Source organism: Pseudomonas sp. UM16 (assembly GCF_050312595.1).
In the GTDB taxonomy this organism is placed as follows: domain Bacteria; phylum Pseudomonadota; class Gammaproteobacteria; order Pseudomonadales; family Pseudomonadaceae; genus Aquipseudomonas.
In genome coordinates, this window is the sequence record NZ_JBNPJT010000025.1 from 20,000 (window position 1) to 44,601 (window position 24,602).

Here is a 24,602-nt window from a genome sequence, read left to right on the forward strand (position 1 = left end):
CAGTGGCATTTTGCCTTGTTGAACGCTTCGCTGCTGCAACAATTTAACGATGGTTTTGCATGTTCTGACATTTGTGAAAACGGTCTTGTCCGGATTTTGTGGGAGCTGGGTCCGCGCAATCTGATCCTATCGCCAGCAAGGCTAGCGCCCACAGGAATGCAGCAAGCAGCGAGCCGGCACCTGCGGCCAACAAAAAAGGCCCAGGTTTTCACCTGAGCCTTCTGGCACCACAACCTACGTTCAAAGCCCGTTGGGCAAGAACCGAGTAGCACCGCTTACATCATCGATCTTTTTGATACGGAAGGCTTTGATGCAGGTTTCATTACGGGTGTTGCTGTCTGGGCAGTACTGTTTGACGAAATCGCCAAATGCCATGTCCTGACCGTTAACGCTCAGCACACGTTTAAAGTATTCGCCCTGGATGCCCTGAGCCTGACGCGAGGCGGTCATTTCCTGATCGACCACCAGGCGGCCATGCAGGTCGACGGTGGGGAACTTGGCTTCTTCCTTGGAGCAGGCACTCAGCAGCAGGCCAGCCGCTACCAGCATAAACAGACGCAGCATGATGTTGTCTCCGCAGAGGTTTGCCCCGGCCTTTGTGCTGGGGCAAACCTGTGTTGGTTACTCGCCGAACAGTTTGTTGGAGCGATTGATTTCGGCCGTACCAGCGTCTTCGAGCAACGATTTGGCGCCCGACGTCACGTTCCGTGCGGAGTCGGCGTTGGACTGGATCACGTCAGTGCGCGCGGCGCTGTCGCGTAGCTCGGCATCGATGTAATCGTTGGAACGTGCGACCCGGGCCTTTTTCGCTTGCAGCGCCAGGCGACGCTCTTCCAGCTCCAATGCACGCAGCTCGTCTTCGAAACCTTCTTCGCGGGTGCGAACGCGCTTCTGCTCGACAGCTTGTGCCTGCTGCCGTTCGGCGGCGGCTTGCGCGGCGGCACGCTGCGAGGCAGCGCGCTGCTGGCGGGCAGCGGCTTCGCGCGATTCAGCACGTTGCTGAGCGGCGGCGGCCTGACGCAGGCGTTCGGCTTGCAGGTTGGCTTCAGTCTGTTTGGTCTGCTGTTCGATCTGGTAAAGCTGATCGAACTGGCCTGCTGTGGCGGTCATGGCAGACAGTGCGAGGGCGGTGCCCAGAACAATATGCTTCATGGCCGGTTGCCTCAGCTCTTTTTAGGTTCTGGGCAGGTAGCATTCGGCTGAATGCGCGTCTCGTTGCTCATGGTCATGACCATCAGGGAGATGCCACCGACTTCGAAGCTGCAAGGACGACCCACCTGAGCGGAGGTGTAGATCTTGCCGCTTTCGGAGTAACCGATCAGCACGCCTGGAACCAGGGTGGTGTCGTTGACCATGGAGCCAGCCAGGGCACCCGCACCACCACCGGCAACACCGCCGACAATAGCGGTGTCAGTGTTTTTGCCAGCACCCAGTGCGGCACCACCCAGTGCACCGAGAACACCGCCAACCATCATCGCGGCATTTTTGTTCTTCTCGTTGCTGACTTTGATTTTGGTCGGCGAGACGGTGAGGATCTTCACGGTCTTGGCTTCTTGCTGAGTGTTCACCTGGCTGGCGTCAAACACATCGGATTCATACTGCTCGCCAGTCGCCTGGCAGCCTACGAGAGAAGCGACAACGGTCAAAGCCAGACAGTGTTTCAGCATTTTCATTCCTAAATTCCCTGGAGGGTGTGGGTAACCTTCGCCGCAATCCATTGATGGTGGGCATATTGCCATCATTGTAAACGGATAGTTTAAGCCAGGTAAAGCCAACAGGACTTACAGGGGATTTAGTTAGAGCGGATGGTAATAAGGATTCAGGCGCGTGCGGAGTGCAGGTGGGAGTAGGCAAAGGCCCATCGAAAGGTTGGGACTGGGAGATGGCGTTTAACGCCAGATCTTTGCAAGCAAAGAGAGGGGAAATGGCGCACTCGGCGGGATTCGAACCCACGACCCCTGCCTTCGGAGGGCAGTACTCTATCCAGCTGAGCTACGAGTGCAACGCGGGCGCCATGATACCCATCTAGACTGTCGGCGTCCATCGCCAGTATGGCTGTGTTCGATTTTGCACACACAGGACTCTATTAGTAACGTTGATCTGAAAAAGGTCGCCGTGTAGCGCTTTTTGTTCTTTTTTTCGAACACCCTATTGTCCTTTTCCCCCGTTGCTCCTAGGATTCGTTTGAGATTTCAAACGCTCTCCTTTTTCTACAATCAATAATTCGCTCCGTGCCTGCACGGTGCCTTTAAGGAAGCCGACATGCAGCTTAAAGATGCCCAGTTGTTCCGCCAGCAAGCCTTCATCGACGGCGTGTGGTTGGACGCGGACAACGGTCAGACCATCAAGGTCAATAACCCGGCCACCGGCGAGATCATCGGCACTGTGCCGAAGATGGGCGCTGCCGAAACCCGCCGCGCCATTGAGGCCGCCGACAAGGCGCTGCCGGCCTGGCGCGCGCTGACCGCCAAAGAACGTGCTGGCAAGCTGCGTCGTTGGTTCGAATTGATGATCGAGCACCAGGACGACCTGGCGCGCCTGATGACCACTGAACAAGGCAAGCCGCTGGCCGAAGCCAAGGGCGAGATCACCTACGCCGCTTCCTTTATTGAGTGGTTCGCTGAAGAAGCCAAGCGTGTTTACGGCGACACCATTCCTGGCCACCAGCCAGACAAGCGCCTGATCGTGATCAAGCAGCCAATCGGTGTGACCGCCGCGATTACGCCGTGGAACTTCCCGGCCGCGATGATCACCCGTAAAGCCGGCCCGGCTCTGGCCGCTGGCTGCACCATGGTGCTCAAGCCTGCTTCGCAAACCCCGTACTCGGCGCTGGCCCTGGTTGAGCTGGCACACCGTGCCGGTATCCCGGCTGGTGTGCTGAGCGTGGTCACCGGCAGCGCCGGCGACATCGGTAGCGAGCTGACCGGTAACCCGATCGTGCGCAAACTGTCCTTCACCGGCTCGACCGAAATCGGTCGCCAGCTGATGGCCGAATGCGCCAAGGACATTAAAAAGGTTTCTCTGGAGCTGGGCGGTAACGCACCGTTCATCGTGTTCGACGACGCTGACCTGGATAAGGCCGTCGAAGGCGCGATCATCTCCAAGTACCGCAACAACGGTCAGACCTGCGTTTGCGCCAACCGTATCTACGTTCAGGACGGCGTCTACGATGCCTTCGCCGAGAAGCTCAAGGCTGCTGTAGCCAAGCTGAAAATCGGCAACGGTCTGGAAGACGGCACCACCACCGGTCCGCTGATCGACGAGAAAGCGGTAGCCAAGGTCCAGGAGCACATCGCTGACGCCGTTGGCAAAGGCGCCCAGATCCTGACCGGCGGCAAGCTGATCGAAGGCAACTTCTTCGAGCCGACCGTACTGGTCAACGTGCCGAAGAATGCTGCCGTGGCCAAGGAAGAAACCTTCGGCCCACTGGCACCACTGTTCCGTTTCAAGGACGAGGCTGAAGTCATTGCCATGTCCAACGATACCGAGTTTGGTCTGGCCTCGTACTTCTATGCCCGCGACATGAGCCGTGTGTTCCGTGTTGCTGAAGCGCTGGAGTACGGCATGGTTGGTATCAACACCGGTCTGATCTCCAACGAAGTCGCGCCGTTCGGCGGTATCAAGGCCTCGGGCCTGGGCCGCGAAGGTTCCAAGTACGGCATCGAAGACTACCTGGAAATCAAATACCTGTGCATCAGCGTCTGATCGCAGCGTAAGGCTTTACCTCTGCCAGCGGGGCGCGAGAGCGACGTCTCGCTGGCCTTTTTACACCGTACATCCAGTGGCCTGGGCCCCTGCAGCAGTCGATCAACGCATGCTGCCTGCAGTTGAATACCGGCCACTCTGACTTGAATCGCGCCATCTTGTGTGTGGCGAATTGAGGACACTATGAGCAAGACCAACGAATCTTTGATGCAACGTCGCGTCGCCGCTGTTCCACGCGGTGTTGGCCAGATCCACCCGATCTTCGCTGAGTCGGCAAAAAACGCTACCGTTATTGACGTCGAAGGCCGCGAGTTCATCGACTTCGCCGGCGGTATCGCGGTACTGAACACCGGTCACGTGCACCCGAAGATCATCGCTGCCGTTGAAGCCCAACTGCACAAACTGACCCACACGTGCTTCCAGGTACTGGCTTACGAGCCTTACGTTGAAGTGTGCGAGAAGATCAACGCCAAGGTTCCAGGCGACTTCGCCAAGAAAACCCTGCTGGTCACCACCGGTTCCGAAGCCGTTGAAAACGCCATCAAGATCGCTCGTGCCGCCACTGGCCGTGCTGGCGTGATCGCTTTCACTGGCGCTTACCACGGTCGTACCATGATGACCCTGGGCCTGACCGGTAAAGTCGTACCTTACTCGGCCGGCATGGGCCTGATGCCAGGTGGTATCTTCCGTGCGCTGTACCCGAACGAACTGCACGGTGTCAGCATTGATGACTCGATCGCTTCGATCGAACGCATCTTCAAGAATGATGCCGAAGCGCGCGACATCGCCGCAATCATCCTCGAGCCAGTTCAGGGCGAAGGTGGTTTCTACGTTGCACCTAAAGAGTTCATGAAGCGTCTGCGCGCCCTGTGCGACCAGCACGGCATCCTGCTGATCGCTGACGAAGTGCAGACTGGCGCCGGCCGTACCGGCACCTTCTTCGCCATGGAACAAATGGGCGTTGCTCCAGACCTGACCACCTTCGCCAAATCCATCGCCGGTGGTTTCCCACTGGCCGGCGTTTGCGGCAAGGCCGAATACATGGATGCTATCGCTCCAGGCGGCCTGGGCGGCACTTATGCCGGTAGCCCAATCGCTTGCGCCGCGGCCCTGGCCGTGATGGAAGTGTTCGAAGAAGAAAAACTGCTGGAACGTAGCCAGGCTGTTGGCGAGCGTCTGGTCGCTGGCCTGCGCAAGATCCAGGACAAGCACCCGATCATCGGTGACGTCCGTGCCCTGGGCTCGATGATTGCTGTTGAAGTCTTCGACAAAGCCGGCTCCCTGACCCCGAACGCTGCAGCAGTAGCCTCGGTTGTTGCCAAAGCGCGTGACAAGGGTCTGATCCTGCTGTCGTGCGGCACCTACGGCAACGTCCTGCGTATCCTGGTTCCGCTGACCTCGCCTGATGAGCAACTGGACAAAGGTCTGGCGATCATCGAAGAGTGCTTCGCAGAACTCGCGTAAACTGTGACGTACTAGAAGAAAACCCGCTTTGGCGGGTTTTTTTTCGGCCAAAGGAAGGCAAGCGGGCTAAGGTAGCCACTAAGGAGAACACTTGGAAGGTGCGCGGGATTGCGCGTCGTGAACCAGCGGAGAGTCGAGTATGAGCAGTACCAACCCAGCCAAGGCACCCTGCGTGCTAATTGCCGAAGGCGACCCCTGGGTACGGGACATGCTTAGTCAGATTTTGCTCAGTGTGCGCTGTGATGCGCGGGTGCAGGTTTGTGCTGATGGCTCCCAGGCGCTGGCGGCGTTGTCGTGCCAACCCGACCTGATCATCGCCGCCCGGGAGCTGCCCGGTGGTGATGGCCTGGACCTGCTGCGCAACGTGCGCGCCAAAGGTCGTCAACCAGCATTGCCTTTCATCCTCATGAGCAACCGCAGCGACAGCACCAGTGTGCGTGAAGCGTTGCCGTTTGCGCCGACGGCGTACTTGAGCAAGCCGCTGAACATGGAGTCCTTGCGTCATCGCCTGGAAGAACTGCTGCTCAAGGTCGGTGAGGAAATCGCCTGTCCGGTGCCGCCGTTGCAACCGGGCATGACCCTGTCGCGTTTTCTTGAAGGCCGCCGGGCCACGGCGGATGGTGGCCCGTTGCTGGCGGATGTGCAGCAGGCGATCAAACGCAGCCTTAGTCCGCAGGGGCTTAATCTCAAGGCCCTGGAAGAAGAGATTCGCAACGACCCGCAGGTTACTGCGGTGCTGATTGCTGCAGCCAACAGCGCTGCGTTGCACCGTGACGGTGCGGTGCAGACCTTGTTACAAGCGCTGAACAAGCTCGGCACCACACAAAGCATGAACCTGATCCTGGGGCTGACGCTAAAGCGCAGTGCCAAGCTCAGTGATCCACTGCTGTCGCAGCGTGCCGAGCACTTCTGGGCGTTGTCATGGCATGCCGCCGAGTACGCGCGAACCCTGGCGCGGATGCTCGAACTGGACCAGGAGCGTTGTTACTGCGCCGGTTTGCTGCATTGCCTGGGTGACCTGGCATTGCTGCGTTGCCTGCAGGAATGGCGTCTGTCCGGGGGTGTGCTTGATCAGGATGACATCGAGCTTTCGCTCAATGAGTTTGGCGCGGCCTTTGGCTCGGCATTGCGCACCCGTTGGCGTTTGCCGCTGGAGCTGCGTGAGCTGATTGCGGCGATCTACCAGTTGGGTGGAGGAGTGTATTCGCGTGAAGCGCTGGTGATGAACCTGGCTGGGCAGCTGGCGCGCTTGCCGGCGGATCAGGGGCTGGAGGCGCTGGCCGAGAGTAAAACGGCCAGATTGCTCAAGGTTGGAATGCCGGAGCTGGGACGCTTGCGTAAGGCGTAAGGACTATCGCCGGCCAGGTCCTCAGCCAATCACAATCTGGTTCTTGCCCTGACGCTTGGCCTGGTACATCGCCGCATCCGCCCGAGCAAACAGGCTGTCGAGGCTTTCATCTTCATCGCTCAGGCCAGTCAGCCCCTGGCTCACGGTCACGCCGAAGGTGTTCTGCTCATGACTGAAGCCCAAGCGCTGAATTTCTCGCTGTAAGCGCTCGGCAATCTGCTGGGCAATCTGCGGCGTACAGCCGGGAAATACAGCCGCGAACTCTTCGCCGCCAATGCGCCCGAACAGGTCGCCACGGCGTAACACGGCCTTGCCGGTGTCGGCGATGCGCTGCAGGACGTAGTCGCCTTCCTGATGACCGTAAGTGTCGTTGATCTGTTTGAAGTCATCGATATCCAACAGCAGGAAGGACAACGGCGTTTGCTCCTGCCGCGCTGCTTCGAAGGCGCGTTCAGCGCAGTCGAAGAAATGCCGACGATTGCTGCTTTGAGTTAGTACGTCAGTGGTGGCCAGGCGCTGCAATTCGCCTTCGAGGCGTTTTTTTTCAGTGATGTCTTCGGCCATGCCAACCACGATCACTCGCTGGTTGCTGTCGGCCTGCTGGTTGATGAAGCACTTGTCGCTGAGCCAGCGGATTTGCCCATTGGCGTCAATGATTCGGTACTCGCGGTCTTCCACTGCGCCTTTGACCAGCACTTCGGCCAGGCTGCGCTCGGCGTAGTCGAGGTCGTCGGGGTAAATGCTGTCGCGCCATTCGTTGAAGTCTGCCAGTAGCAGGCCGGCCGGGCGGCCAAAGATGCGCTCGTAAGCCGGGCTGACATAGAGCACCTGGCGCGATTGCCAATCGAAGGCCCAGAGCACCGCGTTAACACTGTCGAGCAGCGAGCTGAACAGCTGCTCACGCTCGCTCAGGCGTGCGACTTCGCCTTGGGCATGCATCAGCGCCAGAAGGGTCTGGGCGGCTTCAGGTGGCGTACTGTGGGGTTGAAACGTTGGTTTCTTATTGACCATTTGCACGGAACTTCTCACACAGAGGCGGGCGGCCACGACCCGGCCCGCCACGCGGGCTTGTGCCAGTCAGAGTGAGAATAGGCGGCTAAGTTCCGGGCGGTGCGCCCGCTCAGGGGCGCACCGATCAACGGCATCAGCTCAGTGCAGGACGCAGCGAGTAGGTTTTCAGCTGGGCGGCGAAGTCACGCAGCGATTGGATACCGCTGGCTTCGGCCTCGTGGACCCAGTCTTTCATGGCGGCGAGCATGTCATGCCCGTTGGCACTGGTACGCAGCCAGATCTGTTGCAGGGCCAGGCGTTTCTCGTAGATGGTCTTGAGTGCCTGGCTGTGTTCAAGCATGGTCTGGATGCGCAGGTGATGACGGTCTTCAAGCAGGCTGGTTTCCCGCGACAACAAGCGCTTGGCGCGACGGAACTGATGGCGCACCGAGTCATCGACCCGGGCCAGTTCCTGTTTGACCAGCGGCGCAATCACCAGCTTGCGGTACTGGGCCATGATCTGGAAGCGGTTGTTGAGGATCGCCATGGCGGTGTCCATGTCCAGTTGGCCTTTGCCTTCGACCCGGTGGGCAATCGGTGCGACGCGTTGCACCTTGGCCAGACGCAGGAAACAGAACAGCTTGATCCAGGCCCAACCCATGTCGAACTCCCAGCGCTTGACTGACAGCTTGGCCGAGTTGGGGTAGGTGTGATGGTTGTTATGCAGCTCTTCGCCGCCGACGATGATGCCCCATGGCACCAGGTTGGTCGCCGCATCGCGGCATTCGAAGTTGCGATAACCCACGGCATGGCCAAGGCCGTTGATGACACCTGCAGCCCAGAACGGAATCCACATCATCTGCACGGCCCAGATGGTGATGCCGATGGTGCCGAACAGCAGCAGGTCGATCACCGCCATCAGGGCAATACCGCCGAGCTTGTAGCGCGAGTAGAGGTTGCGCTCGATCCAGTCTTCCGGGCAGTTCTTGCCGTAGATGCGCAGGGTTTCCGGGTTTTGCGCCTCTTCACGGTACAGCTCTGCGCCTTTGCGCAGTACCGTGGACAAGCCTTTGATCACCGGGCTGTGCGGGTCATCGACGGTTTCACATTTGGCGTGGTGCTTGCGGTGGATGGCCGTCCACTCGCGGGTGTTCTGCGCCGTGGTCAGCCACAGCCAGAAACGGAAAAAATGCTTGAGCCCGGCGTTCAGTTCCAGCGAGCGATGGGCTGAATAGCGGTGCAGGTAAACAGTGACACTGACGATGGTCACGTGGGTCATGACCAGGGTAACTGCCAGCAGTTGCCAGGCTGACAAGTTGAGCAAACCTTGGTACCACATAGGCGATAGGGCCCTCTAGAACTTAAGGAACAGCAGGGAAGCATTATCCCTGCACGGGTAAATAAAACCAGTCGGCCTTTTAGATAGGAGGTCACGGGATGTTTCTACCCTATAATCTCCGAATATTTTTTGTGGGCTTGTCAGGACCTTATGTCTGCTTCCATTCGAGACGCCATGCGCATGGCTGCGCTGTATCTAGTGTTATCCGTGCTCTGGCTGGCACTGACCGATCAATTACTGAGCAGTCTTTTCGATAATCCTCAGCAACTGTCCCGCTGGCAATCGTTCAGTGCCTACGTCTGGGTGCTGTTCAGCGCCGTGCTGATTTTCAGTTCCCGTGCCCGTCTGCTGAACTTCATCGGTGTCGGTGCTCGCTTGCGCTGCGAGGACCGTGAGCGGTTACGCATGGCGGCGGCAGTGTTCGACAGTACCCTTGAGGGCGTGCTGGTAACCGACCGCAATGGGTTGATTGTGCATGTGAACCGCGCGTTCATGCAGATTACCGGCTACGAGCAGGATGAAGTCATCGGCCAGCGGCCGAGCAAGTTCAAATCCGGGCGCCATGGCCCGGAATTTTATCAGACGATCTATGCCGCGCTGGCGCAAAAAGGCGAGTGGAGTGGAGAGATCTGGAACCGGCGCAAGAGTGGCGAGGTGTACCCGCAGTGGCAGACCATATGCTCGATCCGCGATGACAGCGGCGAGCTGAGTCACTACGTGGCGGTGTTCAGCGATATCAGCGCGATCAAGCACAGCGAGCGCGAGCTGGCTTATCTGGCCCATCACGATCCCCTCACTGATTTGCCCAATCGTTTACTGTTCAACGACCGCGCCGAGCAGGCGCTGACGGCGGCCCAGGCAAACAAGCGCGGTTGCGCCTTGCTATTGCTGGACCTGGACCATTTCCAGAGCATTAACGATGGTCTTGGGCACAATGTCGGAGATCAGTTGCTGAAAATGGTCGGCGAGCGCCTCAAGGCGCTGCTGGGCAATGGTGTGACCCTGGCGCGCCTGGGAGGCGACGAGTTCGCCGTGCTGTCCGAGCAATGTCCCCAGGTTGGGCAGGCGGCGGTGCTGGCACAAAGCATCATCGATGTGATGAAACAGCCTTTCGAACTCGAGGATCAGCGCCTGTTCGTCAGCGTCAGCATCGGCATCAGCCTGTTTCCCAGCGATGCCCTGAGTGCCGAACAACTGCTGCGCAATGCCGACTCGGCGCTGTTCAAGGCCAAGGCCAGCGGTCGCGCAGGCTACGCGCTGTACACCGAAGAGTTGACCGCCCACGCCCAGCAGCGTGTCGAGACCGCTGGTGAGCTGCGCCGGGCATTGGAGCAGGAAGAACTGCAGGTGTTTTACCAGCCAGTGCATGACTTGGGCAGCGGCGCGATGATTGGTGTTGAAGCGTTGGTGCGCTGGCAGCACCCCAAGCGCGGGCTGGTGCCGCCCGGTGAGTTTATCCCGATAGCTGAACGCACCGGCTTGATTGCAGAGATCGATACCTGGGTACTGAATCAGGCCTGCAGGCAGATGGTGCAATGGCAGGCTGACGGTCGGGCATTGGCGTTCGTGGCGGTGAATATTTCCAGTCGTCTGTTTGGCCATCGCGACCTGTACCAACAGGTCGCCAAGGTGCTGCATGACACCGGCCTTGACCCTGCATTGTTGGAGCTGGAAGTGACCGAGAGCGCGGTGATGGAAGACCCTGAGGTCGCCCTGGAGCAACTGCACCGCCTGCGTGAATTGGGGTTATGCCTGGCCATTGATGACTTTGGCACCGGTTACTCTTCGCTGCTGCGGTTAAAGCGCTTACCGGTGCAAAAACTCAAGATCGACCAGGGCTTTGTCGCAGGTTTGCCGTGTGATGAAGATGACGTGGCGATCGTAAAAGTCATTATCGCCTTGGGCAAAAGCATGGGGCTGCAGGTGACTGCTGAAGGTATCGAACAGGCCGAACAGGCGCAGTTTCTGCTCGAACAGCAGTGTCAGATGGGCCAGGGCTACTGGTTCGGGCGACCGGTTCCAGCGCAGCAATTGCACTGGGCCTAAGGGTTACGAAGAATTAATTAATTTTGGTTATATAAAAATTCTTAAATAGTATTTTTAAGAATATTCACGCCCCCCTAAGATTGCCCTTAAGCCAGGCGCAGTCGCCCTGTTGTACGCAACTGCACGGCACCTTTTATTCACAGGAGCACGAGCATGAGCGCATCTCTGCGTAGCGTTGACGGTCAGGACGAAGCCACCATCCTGCGCGAAATCCAGAGCGCTTTGCGCGATCTGCGCTTTGGCGCGGTGGAGATCACCGTGCACAACGCCCAGGTCGTGCAGATCGAACGCAAGGAAAAGTTCCGCCTGCAGAACCCTGGCACCAAGCCCGGCTGAGGTGAGAGCGGGCATACCCCGCGATGAACGCGCCATCTAATTAGAAAAATACGCCAATCGGGAGCTTCACCATGTCCATCCGCCGTTATGCCCTGGCTGCACTCGCCAGCGCCGTGTTTGCCGGTTCCGCCATCGCCAAGGACTACGAGTTGCTGAACGTGTCCTACGACCCGACCCGGGAGCTGTACCAGCAGTACAACGCCGAGTTCATCAAGCATTGGCAGCAGGCTCACCCGGACGACAAGGTGAAGATCCAGCAGTCCCACGGGGGCTCAGGCAAGCAGGCCAGGGCAGTCATCGACGGCTTGCGTGCCGACGTCGTGACCCTGGCCCTGGCCGGCGACATCGACGAAGTGGCCAAGCTCGGCAAGACTCTGCCGGACAACTGGCAGACCCGCCTGCCGGACGCCAGCACTCCCTACACCTCGACCATTGTCTTCCTGGTGCGCAAGGGCAACCCGAAAGGCATCAAGGACTGGGGCGACTTAATCAAGAAAGATGTATCGGTGATCACCCCGAACCCGAAAACCTCCGGTGGCGCACGCTGGAACTTCCTCGCCGCCTGGGCCTATGGCCTCAAAGCCGGTGGCAGTGAAGCCAAGGCCCAGGAATACGTGAAGGAGCTGTTCAAGCACGTTCCAGTACTCGATACCGGTGCCCGTGGCTCGACCATTACCTTCGTCAACAACGGTCAGGGCGATGTGCTGCTGGCCTGGGAAAACGAAGCGTTCCTGGCCCTCAAGGAAGACGGTGGCAACGACAAGTTCGAAATCGTCGTGCCGTCGCTGTCGATCCTTGCCGAGCCGCCGGTGGCCGTGGTCGACAAGAACGCCGAGAAGAAAGGCAATGACGAAATCGCCAAGGCCTACCTCGAACACCTGTACAGCCCGGCCGGGCAGAAAATCGCCGCCGACAACTTCTACCGTCCCCGTGATGCGAAAGTTGCCGCCGAATACGCCAAACAGTTCCCGAAACTGGACCTGGTGACTATCGACAAAGACTTCGGCGGCTGGAAGACTGCCCAACCCAAGTTCTTCAACGATGGTGGTGTGTTCGACCAGATCTACACGGCACAGTGAAGCATGGCCGTTAGGATAATCGCCATTCAGTAGCCAGCATGGGCCCGGGATCTGTCCTGGGCTTCGTGCGTTCAACCAGGGACCTTTATGTCACGTCGTATCTCCCCCGTCATACCCGGCTTCGGGCTGACGCTGGGCTACACCTTGGTGTACCTCAGTCTGATTGTGCTCATACCGCTGGCGGCCATGTTCGTGCATGCCGCGCAGCTGACCTGGGACCAGTTCTGGGCCATCATCAGTGCGCCGCGAGTACTCGCCGCACTTAAGTTGAGCTTCGGCACGGCCCTGTGCGCCGCCATCATCAACGGCATCATCGGCACGTTACTGGCCTGGGTACTGGTGCGTTACACCTTCCCGGGGCGCAAGGTCATCGAGGCGATGATCGATTTGCCATTCGCGCTGCCGACGGCGGTCGCCGGTATCGCTCTGACCGCGTTGTACGCGCCAGCAGGCCTGGTCGGTCAGTTCGCCACCGATCTCGGTTTCAAGATCGCCTACACCCCCTTGGGTATCACCCTGGCGCTGACCTTCGTGACTTTGCCGTTCGTGGTGCGCACGGTGCAGCCGGTATTGGCCGACATTCCGCGGGAAGTCGAAGAGGCCGCCGCCTGCCTGGGTGCGAAGCCGCTGCAAGTGTTCCGTTATGTGCTGCTGCCAGCGCTGTTGCCCGCCTGGCTGACCGGCTTTGCCCTGGCCTTTGCCCGGGGTGTCGGTGAATACGGTTCAGTGATTTTCATCGCTGGCAACATGCCGATGAAGACCGAGATTCTGCCGCTGCTGATCATGGTCAAGCTCGACCAATATGACTACACCGGCGCCACAGCCATCGGCGTGTTGATGCTGGTGGTTTCCTTCGTCCTGTTGCTGCTGATCAACTTGCTGCAGCGGCGCATCGAAACCCCTTGAAGGAGGCCACGTCCATGTCTGCATCTTCAATTGGCGCGGCCGCTTCGGCCAATGCCGCCCGCCGCGGCAGCGCACTCTCGCGGCGCGTCTTGATCAGCCTCGGCTGGTTGATATTCGCCCTGTTCCTGCTGTTGCCGCTGGTCATCGTGGTCTCCCAGGGCCTGAAAATGGGCCTGGGGACATTCTTCGAGGCGATCTTCGAGCCTGACGCTCTGTCGGCGCTGAAGCTGACTTTGATTGCCGTGGCCATCTCGGTTCCGCTGAACCTGGTGTTCGGGGTCAGCGCCGCCTGGTGTGTGAGCAAGTACAACTTCCGCGGCAAGAGCATCCTGGTGACCCTGATCGACCTGCCGTTCTCGGTGTCGCCGGTGATCGCCGGTCTGGTCTACGTACTGATGTTCGGCGCCCAGGGTTTTTTCGGGCCCTGGCTGCAGGACCACGACATCCAGATCGTGTTTGCCTTGCCGGGTATTGTCCTGGCTACCATCTTCGTTACCGTGCCGTTCGTGGCCCGTGAACTAATCCCGCTGATGCAGGAGCAGGGCACCCAGGAAGAGGAGGCTGCGCGCCTGCTCGGGGCCAACGGCTGGCAGATGTTCTGGCACGTGACCCTGCCCAACATCAAATGGGGCCTGATCTACGGCGTGGTGCTGTGTACCGCGCGGGCGATGGGTGAGTTCGGTGCGGTGTCGGTGGTCTCCGGGCACATTCGCGGGGTGACCAACACCTTGCCGTTGCATGTCGAGATCCTCTACAACGAATACAACCATGTCGCGGCCTTCAGCGTGGCCAGCCTGTTGCTGATCCTGGCGCTCTTCATCCTGCTGCTCAAGCAGTGGAGCGAGTCCCGCATTAACCGACTGCGCCACAGCGCAGCGGAGGAATAATTCATGTCGATCGAAGTTCGTAACGTCAGCAAGCGCTTCAACGCTTTCCAGGCTCTGGACAGCATCAACCTGGATATCCACAGCGGTGAGCTGGTGGCACTGCTGGGCCCGTCCGGCTGCGGCAAAACCACGCTGCTGCGAATCATCGCCGGGCTGGAAACCCCCGACCAGGGCAGTATCGTCTTCCACGGCGAAGATGTGTCCGGTCACGACGTGCGTGATCGCAACGTCGGTTTCGTGTTCCAGCATTACGCTCTGTTCCGTCACATGAGCGTGTTCGACAACGTCGCCTTTGGTTTGCGCATGAAGCCTAAGGGCGAGCGCCCCAGCGAGAGCAAGATTGCCGAGAAGGTCCACGAGTTGCTGAACATGGTTCAACTTGATTGGCTCAGTGACCGTTACCCCGAGCAGCTCTCCGGTGGCCAGCGTCAACGTATCGCCCTGGCCCGCGCCCTGGCGGTGGAGCCCAAGGTGCTGCTGCTCGATGAGCCATTCGGCGCTCTCGATGCCAAGGTACGTAAGGAACTGCGCCGCTGGCTGGCGCGCCTGCACGAGGACATCAACCTGACCTCGGTGTTCGTGACCCACGACCAAGAAGAAGCGATGGAAGTCGCCGACCGCATCGTGGTGATGAACAAGGGCGTAATCGAGCAGATCGGCTCGCCAGGCGAAGTCTATGAGAACCCGGCCAGCGATTTTGTTTACCACTTCCTTGGCGACTCCAACCGTTTGCACCTGAGCGAAGGTCATCATGTGCTGTTCCGGCCCCATGAAGTGTCGCTGTCGCGGCATGAGGTCGAGGGCCATCATGCCGCCGAAGTGCGTGACATCCGGCCATTGGGCGCGACCACGCGGGTGACTCTGAAGGTGGAAGGTCAGAGCGAGCTGATAGAGGCCGAGGTGGTCAAAGATCACGACAGCCTGAGTGGCTTGGCGCGTGGCGAGACGTTGTTCTTCAAACCTAAGGTTTGGCAGAAAGTCGCCAGCATCTAACACTCTCGAAAGTCTTCAGGGGCCATTCCTCGGCAGGGGCTGGCCCCTTTTTTTATTGAAGAATGACAATTTGGTTATTAATAAATAGCTTCTTATTCCTTTACTGATATAGCCGCCTCTTTATACTTGGCCTCAAGCAAACCCAGCAGGAGGCATCCCCATGCGCAACACGTCGATCCGTTACCTGATTGTGCCGGGCTGGCAAGGATCGCCAGAAGACCATTGGCAGAGTCATTGGCAGCAAGTACTGCCCAACGGCGCACGGGTTGAGCAAGCCGATTGGTTGACGCCGCAACGCAAAGACTGGGTTCAGGCACTGGAACAGGCAGTGGCTGAAGATGAAACGCCAGTGATCCTGATCGCTCACAGCCTGGGTTGCATCACCGTCGCCCATTGGGCAGCGCAAGCCAGTGTCAGCCTGCTGCGCCGGGTACGCGGCGCCTTGCTGGTGGCGCCAGCCGATGTTGAGCGCCCAACCTGCGCACCAGCGCTGCGTAACTTCGCGCCGATTGCCCAGCAGCTATTGCCGTTCCCCAGCCAGGTAGTCAGTTCCGACAACGATCCGGCGATCAGCGCCCCGCGGGCCATGCAACTGGCGCGGGCTTGGGGGGCCGAGGTTGGCTTTCTGGCCGGGGCTGGGCATATCAACGTCAAGTCCGGGCATCGCCGCTGGGAGCAGGGTTTTGCCTACCTGTATCGCCTGCAGAACCGCTTGGAACAGCATGCCCTTCGCCGCGCCTGAACGCAGACGCTGACTTTTTCCAGAGCCAACGCCCGGCCCCAGGTGCTAAGGGCGGGAGTTTGCCATGAGTATTCACGACACCTTCGGCCAGCGGCTGCTGACCTTTCCCGAGCTGGACAGGAGCCCATTGAGCATTCGCGCCAAGGCGCTGGTGTTCGTCGATCCGCGCTCACGGCAATTGCGTGAGGAGCTGGAGCTGTTGGCGCCCTTGGCACTGCCGGTGCTGATTCGTGGCGAGACCGGCACCGGCAAAGAGCTGCTGGCCCGGCAGATTCATCGCGCCAGTGATCGCGCCGGTCTGTTTGTGTCGGTCAACTGTGCGGCAATCAGCCCAACCTATGCCGATGCCGAACTCTTTGGTTACAGCGCCGGCGCCCACACTGGCGCCGCCAGCAGCCGGGCCGGGTGGTTCGGCTCAGCCAATGGCGGCACCCTGTATCTGGATGAAATCGCCGACTTGCCCTTGGCGATTCAGGTCAAATTGCTTGCTGCCCTGGAAAACCGCGAAGTCGTCCGCGTGGGCGCTCAGCAACCCAACCCTGTGGACGTGCGTCTGGTCGCCGCGTCGAGTATCGACTTGGGCGCAGCCGTCAGTGCCGGCAAATTCCATGAGCGGCTCTACCACTACCTGCGCGAAGGGCATCTGGAGCTGCCGGCGTTACGTGATCGGGTTGGCGATATCCTGCCGCTGGCCGAGTATTTTGTCGGTATCTACAGCCCACGACTGAACCTGCCGGTAGCGTTGATCAGTGACGCAGCCCAGCGCGTGCTGGAATTGCACAGCTGGCCGGGCAATACCCGCGAACTGGAAAACGTCATTCATTTCGCCTTGCTGGTCAGCAGCGGTGAAGAGATTTTGCCCGAGCACTTGAACCTGCCGACACCGCTGCAAGCATTGGCCAGTCAGCTTGATCAGTTGTGTCAGCGGGCAGTCGCCGGTGAGCGCAGCACCTTGCAGCACTTACTGGAGCAAGCGTTGCGACGGCTTAATGCTCAAATGGAATAAACAACTAAATAAAAGATATTGTTACGGCATAAAAAATCTGGGTATTGTCCGCTACCAAGCCAGCTAGCAAAGTGCTGGCAACTCATTGTTTGCCGTCGACCGATGGCCGTGTATTCGAATAAGGACTGCGCATGAAAAAGGCTCTGTTGTTCACTGCTCTGGCGGCCGCTCTGTCGGTTGCAGGTTTCGCCCAGGCGGGCGAGAAACTGGTGGTTGCCGCCACGCCTGTACCCCACGCCGAAATCCTTGAGCTGATCAAACCGACCCTGGCCAAAGAAGGCGTGGACTTGGAGATCAAGGTGTTCACCGACTATGTGCAGCCAAACGTACAGGTCGACCAGAAGCGACTGGATGCCAACTACTTCCAGACCCTGCCGTACCTGAAGAACTTCAACGAAGGCAAAGGCACGCATCTGGAAACCGTGATCGGCGTACACGTCGAGCCGTTCGGTGGTTACTCGAAGAAGGTCAAAAACCTGAGCGAACTGAAGGACGGCGCCACTGTCGCCATTCCTAACGAAGGCAGCAACAGTGGCCGCGCCCTGCTGCTGTTGCAGAAAGCTGGCCTGATCACCCTTAAGGATCCGAAGAATGCCCTGGCCACGCCGAAAGACATCGCCGAGAACCCGAAGAAACTGAAGTTCCGCGAGCTGGAATCGGCCATGCTGCCACGAGTGCTGGATCAGGTTGACCTGGACATGATCAACACCAACTATGCCCTGGAAGCCGGTCTGAACCCTGCCAAGGACGCCCTGGTCATCGAAGGTGCCGACTCGCCGTACGTGAACTTCCTGGTTGCCCGTCCAGACAACAAGGACAGCGAAGCGATCCAGAAGCTGGCCAAGGCGCTGACCAGTCCAGAAGTTAAAGCTTTCATCGAGAAGAAATACAGCGGCGCGGTACTGCCAGCGTTCTGATTCGCTGCAATGTGTTAAACGCCGACATGGGTTACCCCATGTCGGCGTTTTTGCGTCTGGCTCAGGAGCGGGTTTGCATAGCGCGCATCAGCGCGGCCAGTAGTTTCAACAGGTCCTGGGGATCATGCTCGGTTTGCGGGTTCATTGTTGTTTTCTTCCTGGAGGTGTGGGAAGTGGCAGCCGTTGGAAAACATTTGTGGCCAAAAGATCCCGACACCCTCAAGGATTTTGCAGCTAATCGCGGGGCACCAACCGCAAAGTACTCTGCGCCGAGGTCACCCCCATTTGCGCCTTGTGGTACACCCCCTCGATATAGTCCTCAGCCTGATCGGCATAGTGTTTATCGAACAGTACGCCACTCTGCCCAACCGGGTTGATGGTCAGCGCCTGACTGACATCGGCGAAGTCGATCAAGCGTCGAGTCGACGGGCCATAGGTCACCGGCCAAGGCGCCGGGCCGATCTTCGCTGAGAGGTTGTTGGGCACCTCATGCGTACCCGGTGCGGCGAAGGCGCCGACATTGAACAACAGGTTCAGCGGCTTCTGTAGCCCCAGCGGATGATTGTGGGTCAGGGTATGCGCGGTGCCCCATTGCCAGGCGGCCGGATCGTTGTCCAAGGTTTCGCGCAGGTGGGCGATGCTGGCTTGCCAGGCACGTTTGACGGTATCGGTGCGGTTGCCATGTTCGCTGCTGCCATGCTGGCCCCACCAGGGCGACTCAGCATCGGCGGTTAGGCGTGGCAAGGCCGCATCGATGGCACGGGTGCTGATCATGGTCTGGAACCAGGCATCGCCCAGTTCGTCATGCATGGCCGCGTAAGCCAGGTCGTAGAGGAACTGGTTGAAGAGCGTGGCGCTGACCGAGTCCAGTGGGTAGTCGCCGGTCCAGCTCGCCAGCTGTTCAACCAGTTCCTTCTCGCGATCACCACTGGCCACTTCGCGCAGGGTCCCCAGTAATGGCGCTAGAGTCCGTGGGCCATAGTCGCTGACCGTATCGAGTTGGAGCGCCTGGCTGTTTTGTGTATCCCATTTGGTCTCTGCGTCGGCCAGATGGCGGTCAATCTGTTGGCCACGGTCGGGAAGGTTGTAGTAACCCGGAATCGGCATCGCTGCCGGCGGCTGATAGTTGGCTGAGACGATGTAGCCGCTGGCTGGGTTCTCCTGTTGTGGGTTGGCGCTGAACGGATAGAAGCCTAACTTGTCCGCCTGCGGGGTACTGCCGTCGAGGATATACGTCGGGTTCACCCCGTCTGGACGAATCGGTAGCTGCGCTGCAGCCCACCAGCCGATATCGCCGCGGGCATTGGCCCAGACCAGGTTGAGTCCGGGAGCCTGAACCTTGGCGGCAGCGGCGCGCATCTTGTCCAGGGTGTCGGCGCGATTGATCTGGTAGAAGCCATCCAGGATCGGATTCTCGGTTTCCAGGAACGCCCACCACATGGCAATCGGTGTGGGGCCGGCATTGGTGCCGATCACATCGTTGACGATTGGGCCGTGAGGCGAGCGGCGCAGGGTGATGGTCACCGGCTCCTCACCCTTCACGGCGATTGTGTCCTGGGTGACGGTTAGGGCCTGCCATTCGCCGTTGATGCGGACCTGATCAGGGTTGTCCGGATTGACCTGTTCGGCGATCAGATCGACATCGTCGTTCTGGAACATGGTCAGGCTCCAGCCGAAGTCGCGGTTGTGGCCCAGCGAAGCAAAGGGGTTGAGCGCCTGGTGATAACCATAGAGGTTGAAGCCGGGTGCTGACAATTCAGCTTCGTACCAGACCGAAGGCACGGCAAAACTGATATGCGGGTCGCCGGCCAGCAGCGGCTTGCCGCTGCGCGTACGGCTGCCAGACACGGCCCAGGCGTTACTTCCTTCGTACTGGGGAATGCCGGCTTCGCTCAAGGCTTGCTGGCTGACCAGGGCCAAGTGCTCCAGGCTCTTCCAGTCAGCGGCTGCCAGCGGCGGGCGACTGTGTAAAGCCCCTTGCGGATTCCAGTCGAGGTCGAAAATTTTCAGGTACTCGCTACCCAACTGGTCGCGAACAAAGGTCAACGCCGGTTCTGTGCGAAAGGCAGCGGCAAAGCTGTAGGCCATGTAGCCGGCGATACTCAGGGTGTCCTGCGCAGTGAAGGGCCGCGGGGTGATGCCCAGGACATCGAACTCCATCGGCATGGGGTGGCTGTCCTGCCAGGCATTGACGCCATCGAGGTAGGCTTGCAGGGCGAGCCAGGCGGGCGCTTGTTTGTCCTGACGTTCGACGTAACGCTCGGCCTGTTCACGAATGCGCAGGTTACGGAACAAGGTGTCGGTGGGCAGCAGCTTGCTGCCGAGGATTTCCGCCAGTTCGCCACGGGCCAGGCGGCGGATGATTTCCATCTGAAACAAGCGGTCCTGGGCATGCACATAGCCCAGCGCACGGTACAGATCGATGTCGTTGCTGGCCTGGATATGCGGTACACCTCGGGTGTCATAACGGACACTGACCGGAGTCTGCAGGTGGGCAAGGGCTACTTCGCCCTCACGCTGCGGCAACTTGCCTTGCACGTACCAGTAACCGCCGCCAGTGGCTGCGGCAATGACCACCGCGAGGAAGGTCAGGCTGCGCTTCATCAAGACTCCTTGTACTTTTTAGCGGATTTTGTGGTCCGATCATCGAGGTAAATCAGGACAGAGGATAGTCCCAAAGGAGGGAAGATGAATCTCAGTGAAAAACAGAAAATGCTCAGTGGCCAGCTCTACCACGCCAGTTGTCCGGAGCTGCAGGCCGAGCAGATCGCCAACAAACACTGGATGCAGCGCTACAACCACAGCGCTGAGCTTCTGAACGAGCAGCGTCATGGGCTGTTGCTGGAACACTTCGCGGCGGTCGGCAACGGCGCGGTGATTCGCCCGCCGTTCTATTGCGACTATGGCTACAACATCAGCCTTGGCAGCAACGTATTCATGAATTTCAACTGCGTGATCCTAGATGTTTGCCCAGTCAGTATCGGTGACGACTGTCAGATTGGCCCGGCGGTGCAGATTTACGCTGCTGACCATCCGCTCGACCCTAAGGTGCGCCGCAGCGGCCTGGAGAGTGGCCGGCCGGTGAAGATTGGCAGCAATGTGTGGATTGGCGGCGGAGCGATCATCTTGCCTGGCGTCACTGTCGGCGATAACGCGGTAATCGGCGCAGGCAGTGTGGTGACGCGTGATGTACCGGCTCGGGCGACGGTGGTGGGTAACCCTGCGCGCTTGCGTTAAGGGCTCCAGGGGCAGTAGCAACCCACGGCCATGGTATGCGTGACGCTGACGCTCCGGCCCTGACTCAAGGCCAGCAGAATCGGCTCGATAAAGCTGTTGCTCGAGTTGCAGGTTGCCCCCTCGCTATAGGGGCCGAAGTAGGCCAGCTTGCCCTGGCGGTCCCAGATCGCTACGGCCGGGCTGGCCGGCAGGTGCTCGGCACCGGGGAGCGTGGCCAGCGGCTTGAGCGCACCGAGGGTGACAGGTAACTGGCCATGGCTGCCGGGCTTCTGCACGACATAGAAATCCACACCTTGCGCGGCGAACTGCTCGATCAATTCCGCCAGGTGTTGCTGATTGCCGACGTTGCATGGGCAGGCCGGGTCCCAGAAGTGCACCAGACGAATCGGCCCAGGCCCGGCGAGGGTGGCAGGCAGTTGCAGGCGGTCGCCGGAAAACAGCGCGGTGTGGTTATCGAAGGTGCGCAGGTAACGGCTCTGGAAACTGTCGTAGGCCCACCACAAACCTGCCGCGCAAAGTACAGCGATTAACAGGCTGAAAAGGGTGCGGATGGTGGGCGCGAGCATGGGGGTAATATCCGGGGAAAGTCAGCTAGCTTGCCATGCTGCTGGCGACAGCTGAATATCACAGGTCAATATCTCGCTTTTGCTGTGTGGAAAAACATCTATGCCTGCGTCATTTCAGCCTGACTCGTTACGCGCCAGCCTTTCTTCATTGGCTGCGCGCCAGCCGCTGTCGACTCAGGCCCAGGCCTATCAGCGCTATTACGGACTGGACCTGCCGGCACGCAAGGAGGCGCCGCAGCGTTGGCTTGGGCGTTTTCAGGCGGCGGGATTCGAGTTGGTCGGGCAGGTGTGGATGCCCGTGGCACCGGTGGCGACCCTGGTATTACTGCATGGCTATTACGACCACATGGGTTTGTACCGGCATGTGATCGAATGGGCCTTGGATCAGGATTACGCTGTGATTGCCTGCGACTTGCCGGGGCACGGTCTGTCTAGCGGTGAACGTGCCAGTATCGACGATTTCGGTACGTATCAGCAGATGTTGCACGCATTGTTTGAGCAGGGGCGTAGCCTTGATTTGCCGCAGCCCTGGCATCTTTGCGGGCAGAGTACCGGTGGGGCAATTGTCATTGATCATCTGTTGCACGGCGGCGCGCAAAGCCCGGCTCAGGGTCAGGTGATACTGCTGGCGCCACTGGTGCGGCCACGTGCGTGGCGCTGGTCGAAGTTGAGCTATCGACTGTTGCGGCCCTTCGTCAACGGCATCGAGCGACGCTTCAGTGAAAACAGCAACGACCCAACCTTCCTGCCGTTTCTGCAGGCCGATCCGCTGCAACCGCGGCGTTTACCAACGGCCTGGGTCGGGGCGCTAGTGGATTGGGTCAAACGCATCGAAGCGGCGCCGATCAGTGCGCGGCGACCGTTGATTATCCAGGGCGAGTCGGACATGACCGTGGACTGGCCCCACAACCTCAGGGTATTGCAGGAGAAATTTGCCGCGCCGGAAATTCTGCTGATTCCCGAGGCGCGGCATCATCTGGCCAACGAGCTGCCGGTTATTCGTCAGCGCTACTTCGACTTCATTGACCAGCGCTTGGGCTGATCACTTCAAGTCCGAGGTGTTCTGACCGACGGCCAAGCCTGCTCGAATGGCGGCCAGGGCTGCCTTGTAGTAAGTCTGGCCTTCGGTCGATTCGGCAAAGGTGGCAAACTCATCCAGCTCGGCATCGGACAGGTCGCGGTAGACATACAACAGGGTGTTGTTCATCTCGCTGCCAATCTGCTGCATCAGGCGCTGACGCTGGCCGTCCAGCAGGCTTTGCGCCTGCCCACCACCGAGCAGGCCAGGAATCATCTGGCTGAGGCTGTCGGCGGCAACACCGGCAATTGCCAGGCTGACTTCGGCACCGGCTTCACGCGCTGGCAGGGCCTGGGCCAGATGACCGATGATCAGCAGGCGGTTATCGCTGGCCTCGATCTTGGGCAAGCCTTTGGCATTCTTGGCCAACTGGTCGCGACGGGTGGCCAATAATTCGGCGGCAACGATCTTGCGTCCCAGCGGCGACTGAAAGAACACCAGCGCCGGGTCGGGATTGCTCAGGTTGGCGCGCAACTGCGCTTGCGCACGCTTATCCATGGCCTTGGCTTCAAAGCGTTGGTTGCTGTTATTGACCAGCGCCTGGTAAACAGCGGGCGGCAGGCTATTGCGATAGCGCTGCTGGGCGGCATCGAGGGCATCGGTAAAGTGGGCGCGCTGCTCGGGCCAGCCGGCGACCTTGTAAAGTTGGTCGAGGCTGTCTGCCCAGACAGGCGTGGTGCAGATCATCATCAGCAAAAAAAACAAACGGCGCATTCAGGACTCCTGTCGGCAGGGCGCTATTGTCTTGGCCTTGCCGGGCTTTGTCGAGAAGCCATTGCATACTCTCAGCCAAGTGGCGCTGTCGGTTTTCGCAGCAGATGGATACTATGCGCGCCATGCCCCTATCTCCTGATCACCCACTGCTGTTGCGCATCGTCGACGACTTGGCCACCGGTGGCTGGTCGCAGCAGAACATCTTCCTTCCAGAGTCGCTGACCCTGGCGCTGGCGGCTGAGTGCCGTACCCGTGCCGCAGAAGGTGAGCTGGCGCCTGCTGCCGTAGGGCGGGGCGCGACCCAAGTGGTTCGCGAAGGTATTCGCGGCGATCACATCCAGTGGCTGGAGCCCGGTCAGGCCGAGTGCTGCGATCAGTACCTGGCGTTGATGGACGGCCTGCGTGAGGCACTCAACCGTGGCTTGTTCTTGGGCCTTGAGGATTTCGAGTGCCACTTTGCCCTGTACCCTCCCGGGGCTTTCTATCGCAAGCACCTCGACCGTTTCCGTGATGACGACCGACGTACCGTTTCGGCGGTGATCTATCTCAATCCGGATTGGTTGCCAAGCGATGGCGGGCAGTTGCGCATGAGCCTTAAAGACGGCGTGGAGCACGACGTAGAGCCGATTGGCGGCTGCCTGGTGGTGTTTCTTTCCGGTGATGTTCCCCATGAGGTGTTACCGGCTCGGCGCGAGCGTTTGTCGGTCACTGGTTGGTTCCGCCGTCGTGGCAACGAACCGTTCTAAGCCGCACAAGGTGCTGGTCAGCGCCTGTCTGCTGGGGCAGCCAGTGCGTTATGACGGGCGCGCCAGTGGCCACCCTGATCTGCTGCAGCGCTGGCAAAGCGAAGGCCGGATCGTGGCGTTGTGCCCGGAAGTCGCAGGTGGGCTACCGACGCCAAGGCCGCCTGCGGAAATTCTGCGTGGGCAGGGCGGTGCTGTCCTTGATGGGCAGGTGCAAGTGCTGACGATCAGTGGCGAGGATGTCAGTGCGCAGTTTCTGGCGGGTGCACAGTTGGCACTGGAGCTGGTTCGTCGCCATGACATCCGAATCGCAGTGCTCAAGTCCGGCAGCCCGTCTTGCGGCAACGCGCTGACCTATGACGGCACCTTCAGTGGCACCAAGGTGGCGGGCGAGGGGGTAACCACAGCCTTATTGCGTCGCGAAGGGGTGCAGGTGTTCAGTGAGCTGGAGCTTGAGGCGGCAGAGCTGGCGTTGCGGCAGCTCTGATAGTGTCTGTGCTTACCGC

The 24,602-nt window shown here is 59.7% G+C and carries 24 protein-coding genes and 1 tRNA gene; 16 read left to right on the forward strand and 9 right to left on the reverse strand.

The genetic code is table 11. The annotated features are described in order from the left end of the window. Window positions 1-240: 240 nt before the first annotated feature. The 4 genes from ACQRAX_RS23220 to ACQRAX_RS23235 form a co-directional block, all read right to left on the reverse strand. Window positions 241-564: a hypothetical protein gene (locus ACQRAX_RS23220; protein ID WP_412038815.1), complete on the reverse strand. Its 324-nt coding sequence runs from the start codon at window positions 562-564 to the stop codon at window positions 241-243. Between the two features lie 57 nt (window positions 565-621). Next, window positions 622-1,152, reverse strand: coding sequence for a DUF5384 family protein (locus tag ACQRAX_RS23225; RefSeq protein ID WP_412038816.1), 531 nt, complete (start codon window positions 1,150-1,152; stop codon window positions 622-624). 11 nt (window positions 1,153-1,163) lie between these two features. After that, window positions 1,164-1,673: a hypothetical protein gene (locus ACQRAX_RS23230; protein WP_412038817.1), complete on the reverse strand. Its 510-nt coding sequence runs from the start codon at window positions 1,671-1,673 to the stop codon at window positions 1,164-1,166. Window positions 1,674-1,925: 252 nt separating this feature from the next. Next, window positions 1,926-2,002: transfer RNA gene (locus ACQRAX_RS23235), tRNA-Arg, on the reverse strand. 260 nt (window positions 2,003-2,262) lie between these two features. On the opposite strand from ACQRAX_RS23235, the gene gabD reads away from it, so the two are divergent. From gabD to ACQRAX_RS23250, 3 genes are all read left to right on the forward strand, one after another. Next, complete coding sequence (gene gabD, locus ACQRAX_RS23240; protein WP_412038818.1) at window positions 2,263-3,705, forward strand: NADP-dependent succinate-semialdehyde dehydrogenase; 1,443 nt, start codon at window positions 2,263-2,265, stop codon at window positions 3,703-3,705. A gap of 183 nt (window positions 3,706-3,888) precedes the next feature. Next, window positions 3,889-5,169, forward strand: a complete 1,281-nt coding sequence (gene gabT, locus ACQRAX_RS23245) for a 4-aminobutyrate--2-oxoglutarate transaminase (RefSeq protein ID WP_412038819.1) — start codon at window positions 3,889-3,891, stop codon at window positions 5,167-5,169. A gap of 139 nt (window positions 5,170-5,308) precedes the next feature. After that, window positions 5,309-6,517: a response regulator gene (locus ACQRAX_RS23250; protein ID WP_412038820.1), complete on the forward strand. Its 1,209-nt coding sequence runs from the start codon at window positions 5,309-5,311 to the stop codon at window positions 6,515-6,517. A gap of 21 nt (window positions 6,518-6,538) precedes the next feature. On the opposite strand, the gene ACQRAX_RS23255 is transcribed toward ACQRAX_RS23250, so the two are convergent. Both ACQRAX_RS23255 and desA read right to left on the reverse strand, forming a co-directional pair. Continuing rightward, entirely contained in the window at window positions 6,539-7,528 is a 990-nt protein-coding gene (locus ACQRAX_RS23255) for a GGDEF domain-containing protein (protein ID WP_412038821.1), read from the reverse strand. Between the two features lie 133 nt (window positions 7,529-7,661). Continuing rightward, on the reverse strand, window positions 7,662-8,846 hold the full coding sequence (desA, locus tag ACQRAX_RS23260) for a delta-9 fatty acid desaturase DesA (RefSeq protein WP_412038822.1): 1,185 nt from the start codon (window positions 8,844-8,846) through the stop codon (window positions 7,662-7,664). 150 nt (window positions 8,847-8,996) lie between these two features. Here desA and dibA point away from each other — a divergent pair, with 150 nt between their 5' ends. From dibA to ACQRAX_RS23305, 9 genes are all read left to right on the forward strand, one after another. Next, window positions 8,997-10,892, forward strand: a complete 1,896-nt coding sequence (gene dibA / locus ACQRAX_RS23265; RefSeq protein ID WP_412038823.1) for a phosphodiesterase DibA — start codon at window positions 8,997-8,999, stop codon at window positions 10,890-10,892. A 153-nt stretch (window positions 10,893-11,045) separates the two neighbouring features. Then, a complete protein-coding gene (gene oscA, locus ACQRAX_RS23270) occupies window positions 11,046-11,228 on the forward strand; it encodes a sulfur starvation response protein OscA (protein WP_045181150.1) in 183 nt (60 codons plus the stop codon). A gap of 71 nt (window positions 11,229-11,299) precedes the next feature. Beyond that, the gene (locus tag ACQRAX_RS23275) at window positions 11,300-12,307 is read left to right on the forward strand and encodes a sulfate ABC transporter substrate-binding protein (protein ID WP_412038824.1); all 1,008 of its coding nucleotides are present in this window, start codon (window positions 11,300-11,302) and stop codon (window positions 12,305-12,307) included. 87 nt (window positions 12,308-12,394) lie between these two features. Then, the gene (gene cysT / locus ACQRAX_RS23280) at window positions 12,395-13,213 is read left to right on the forward strand and encodes a sulfate ABC transporter permease subunit CysT (protein WP_045181142.1); all 819 of its coding nucleotides are present in this window, start codon (window positions 12,395-12,397) and stop codon (window positions 13,211-13,213) included. A 14-nt stretch (window positions 13,214-13,227) separates the two neighbouring features. Next, window positions 13,228-14,100: a sulfate ABC transporter permease subunit CysW gene (gene cysW, locus ACQRAX_RS23285; protein ID WP_412038825.1), complete on the forward strand. Its 873-nt coding sequence runs from the start codon at window positions 13,228-13,230 to the stop codon at window positions 14,098-14,100. A 3-nt stretch (window positions 14,101-14,103) separates the two neighbouring features. Beyond that, window positions 14,104-15,093, forward strand: coding sequence for a sulfate/molybdate ABC transporter ATP-binding protein (locus ACQRAX_RS23290; RefSeq protein ID WP_412038826.1), 990 nt, complete (start codon window positions 14,104-14,106; stop codon window positions 15,091-15,093). 160 nt (window positions 15,094-15,253) lie between these two features. Further along, on the forward strand, window positions 15,254-15,835 hold the full coding sequence (locus ACQRAX_RS23295) for an alpha/beta hydrolase (protein WP_412038827.1): 582 nt from the start codon (window positions 15,254-15,256) through the stop codon (window positions 15,833-15,835). A 64-nt stretch (window positions 15,836-15,899) separates the two neighbouring features. Then, on the forward strand, window positions 15,900-16,841 hold the full coding sequence (locus ACQRAX_RS23300; protein WP_412038828.1) for a sigma 54-interacting transcriptional regulator: 942 nt from the start codon (window positions 15,900-15,902) through the stop codon (window positions 16,839-16,841). A gap of 131 nt (window positions 16,842-16,972) precedes the next feature. Next, the gene (locus tag ACQRAX_RS23305) at window positions 16,973-17,758 is read left to right on the forward strand and encodes a MetQ/NlpA family ABC transporter substrate-binding protein (RefSeq protein ID WP_412038829.1); all 786 of its coding nucleotides are present in this window, start codon (window positions 16,973-16,975) and stop codon (window positions 17,756-17,758) included. A 234-nt stretch (window positions 17,759-17,992) separates the two neighbouring features. On the opposite strand, the gene ACQRAX_RS23310 is transcribed toward ACQRAX_RS23305, so the two are convergent. After that, a complete protein-coding gene (locus ACQRAX_RS23310; protein ID WP_412038830.1) occupies window positions 17,993-20,362 on the reverse strand; it encodes a penicillin acylase family protein in 2,370 nt (789 codons plus the stop codon). Between the two features lie 84 nt (window positions 20,363-20,446). On the opposite strand from ACQRAX_RS23310, the gene ACQRAX_RS23315 reads away from it, so the two are divergent. Continuing rightward, complete coding sequence (locus ACQRAX_RS23315; protein ID WP_412038831.1) at window positions 20,447-20,995, forward strand: sugar O-acetyltransferase; 549 nt, start codon at window positions 20,447-20,449, stop codon at window positions 20,993-20,995. Here the strand turns inward: ACQRAX_RS23315 and ACQRAX_RS23320 are convergent. Beyond that, on the reverse strand, window positions 20,992-21,561 hold the full coding sequence (locus ACQRAX_RS23320; protein ID WP_412038832.1) for a DUF6436 domain-containing protein: 570 nt from the start codon (window positions 21,559-21,561) through the stop codon (window positions 20,992-20,994). The genes ACQRAX_RS23315 and ACQRAX_RS23320 overlap by 4 nt on opposite strands. A 100-nt stretch (window positions 21,562-21,661) precedes the next feature. Between ACQRAX_RS23320 and ACQRAX_RS23325 the strand changes: the two genes are divergently transcribed. Continuing rightward, window positions 21,662-22,603, forward strand: a complete 942-nt coding sequence (locus ACQRAX_RS23325; RefSeq protein WP_412038833.1) for an alpha/beta hydrolase — start codon at window positions 21,662-21,664, stop codon at window positions 22,601-22,603. Here ACQRAX_RS23325 and ACQRAX_RS23330 read toward each other — a convergent pair whose 3' ends face one another. After that, window positions 22,604-23,353, reverse strand: a complete 750-nt coding sequence (locus ACQRAX_RS23330; protein ID WP_412038834.1) for a DUF2059 domain-containing protein — start codon at window positions 23,351-23,353, stop codon at window positions 22,604-22,606. Window positions 23,354-23,466: 113 nt separating this feature from the next. Here ACQRAX_RS23330 and ACQRAX_RS23335 point away from each other — a divergent pair, with 113 nt between their 5' ends. Continuing rightward, window positions 23,467-24,099 carry a 2OG-Fe(II) oxygenase gene (locus ACQRAX_RS23335; RefSeq protein ID WP_412038835.1) on the forward strand — a complete coding sequence of 211 codons (633 nt, stop codon included), beginning with the start codon at window positions 23,467-23,469 and terminating at the stop codon, window positions 24,097-24,099. Then, window positions 24,080-24,583 (forward strand): DUF523 domain-containing protein, encoded by a 504-nt coding sequence (locus tag ACQRAX_RS23340; RefSeq protein ID WP_412038836.1) that lies wholly within the window; start codon window positions 24,080-24,082, stop codon window positions 24,581-24,583. Before ACQRAX_RS23335 ends, ACQRAX_RS23340 begins: the two co-directional genes overlap by 20 nt. The last annotated feature ends 19 nt before the right edge of the window (window positions 24,584-24,602 follow it).

Excerpts from the sequence above, each read along its gene's own strand:
- ACQRAX_RS23220 (WP_412038815.1), bottom strand. The coding sequence starts at position 564 with ATGCTGCGTCTGTTTATGCTGGTAGCGGCTGGCCTGCTGCTGAGTGCC.
- ACQRAX_RS23225 (WP_412038816.1), bottom strand. The coding sequence starts at position 1,152 with ATGAAGCATATTGTTCTGGGCACCGCCCTCGCACTGTCTGCCATGACC.
- ACQRAX_RS23230 (WP_412038817.1), bottom strand. The coding sequence starts at position 1,673 with ATGAAAATGCTGAAACACTGTCTGGCTTTGACCGTTGTCGCTTCTCTC.
- gabD (WP_412038818.1), top strand. The coding sequence starts at position 2,263 with ATGCAGCTTAAAGATGCCCAGTTGTTCCGCCAGCAAGCCTTCATCGAC.
- gabT (WP_412038819.1), top strand. The coding sequence starts at position 3,889 with ATGAGCAAGACCAACGAATCTTTGATGCAACGTCGCGTCGCCGCTGTT.
- ACQRAX_RS23250 (WP_412038820.1), top strand. The coding sequence starts at position 5,309 with ATGAGCAGTACCAACCCAGCCAAGGCACCCTGCGTGCTAATTGCCGAA.
- ACQRAX_RS23255 (WP_412038821.1), bottom strand. The coding sequence starts at position 7,528 with ATGGTCAATAAGAAACCAACGTTTCAACCCCACAGTACGCCACCTGAA.
- desA (WP_412038822.1), bottom strand. The coding sequence starts at position 8,846 with ATGTGGTACCAAGGTTTGCTCAACTTGTCAGCCTGGCAACTGCTGGCA.
- dibA (WP_412038823.1), top strand. The coding sequence starts at position 8,997 with ATGTCTGCTTCCATTCGAGACGCCATGCGCATGGCTGCGCTGTATCTA.
- oscA (WP_045181150.1), top strand. The coding sequence starts at position 11,046 with ATGAGCGCATCTCTGCGTAGCGTTGACGGTCAGGACGAAGCCACCATC.
- ACQRAX_RS23275 (WP_412038824.1), top strand. The coding sequence starts at position 11,300 with ATGTCCATCCGCCGTTATGCCCTGGCTGCACTCGCCAGCGCCGTGTTT.
- cysT (WP_045181142.1), top strand. The coding sequence starts at position 12,395 with ATGTCACGTCGTATCTCCCCCGTCATACCCGGCTTCGGGCTGACGCTG.
- cysW (WP_412038825.1), top strand. The coding sequence starts at position 13,228 with ATGTCTGCATCTTCAATTGGCGCGGCCGCTTCGGCCAATGCCGCCCGC.
- ACQRAX_RS23290 (WP_412038826.1), top strand. The coding sequence starts at position 14,104 with ATGTCGATCGAAGTTCGTAACGTCAGCAAGCGCTTCAACGCTTTCCAG.
- ACQRAX_RS23295 (WP_412038827.1), top strand. The coding sequence starts at position 15,254 with ATGCGCAACACGTCGATCCGTTACCTGATTGTGCCGGGCTGGCAAGGA.
- ACQRAX_RS23300 (WP_412038828.1), top strand. The coding sequence starts at position 15,900 with ATGAGTATTCACGACACCTTCGGCCAGCGGCTGCTGACCTTTCCCGAG.
- ACQRAX_RS23305 (WP_412038829.1), top strand. The coding sequence starts at position 16,973 with ATGAAAAAGGCTCTGTTGTTCACTGCTCTGGCGGCCGCTCTGTCGGTT.
- ACQRAX_RS23310 (WP_412038830.1), bottom strand. The coding sequence starts at position 20,362 with ATGAAGCGCAGCCTGACCTTCCTCGCGGTGGTCATTGCCGCAGCCACT.
- ACQRAX_RS23315 (WP_412038831.1), top strand. The coding sequence starts at position 20,447 with ATGAATCTCAGTGAAAAACAGAAAATGCTCAGTGGCCAGCTCTACCAC.
- ACQRAX_RS23320 (WP_412038832.1), bottom strand. The coding sequence starts at position 21,561 with ATGCTCGCGCCCACCATCCGCACCCTTTTCAGCCTGTTAATCGCTGTA.
- ACQRAX_RS23325 (WP_412038833.1), top strand. The coding sequence starts at position 21,662 with ATGCCTGCGTCATTTCAGCCTGACTCGTTACGCGCCAGCCTTTCTTCA.
- ACQRAX_RS23330 (WP_412038834.1), bottom strand. The coding sequence starts at position 23,353 with ATGCGCCGTTTGTTTTTTTTGCTGATGATGATCTGCACCACGCCTGTC.
- ACQRAX_RS23335 (WP_412038835.1), top strand. The coding sequence starts at position 23,467 with ATGCGCGCCATGCCCCTATCTCCTGATCACCCACTGCTGTTGCGCATC.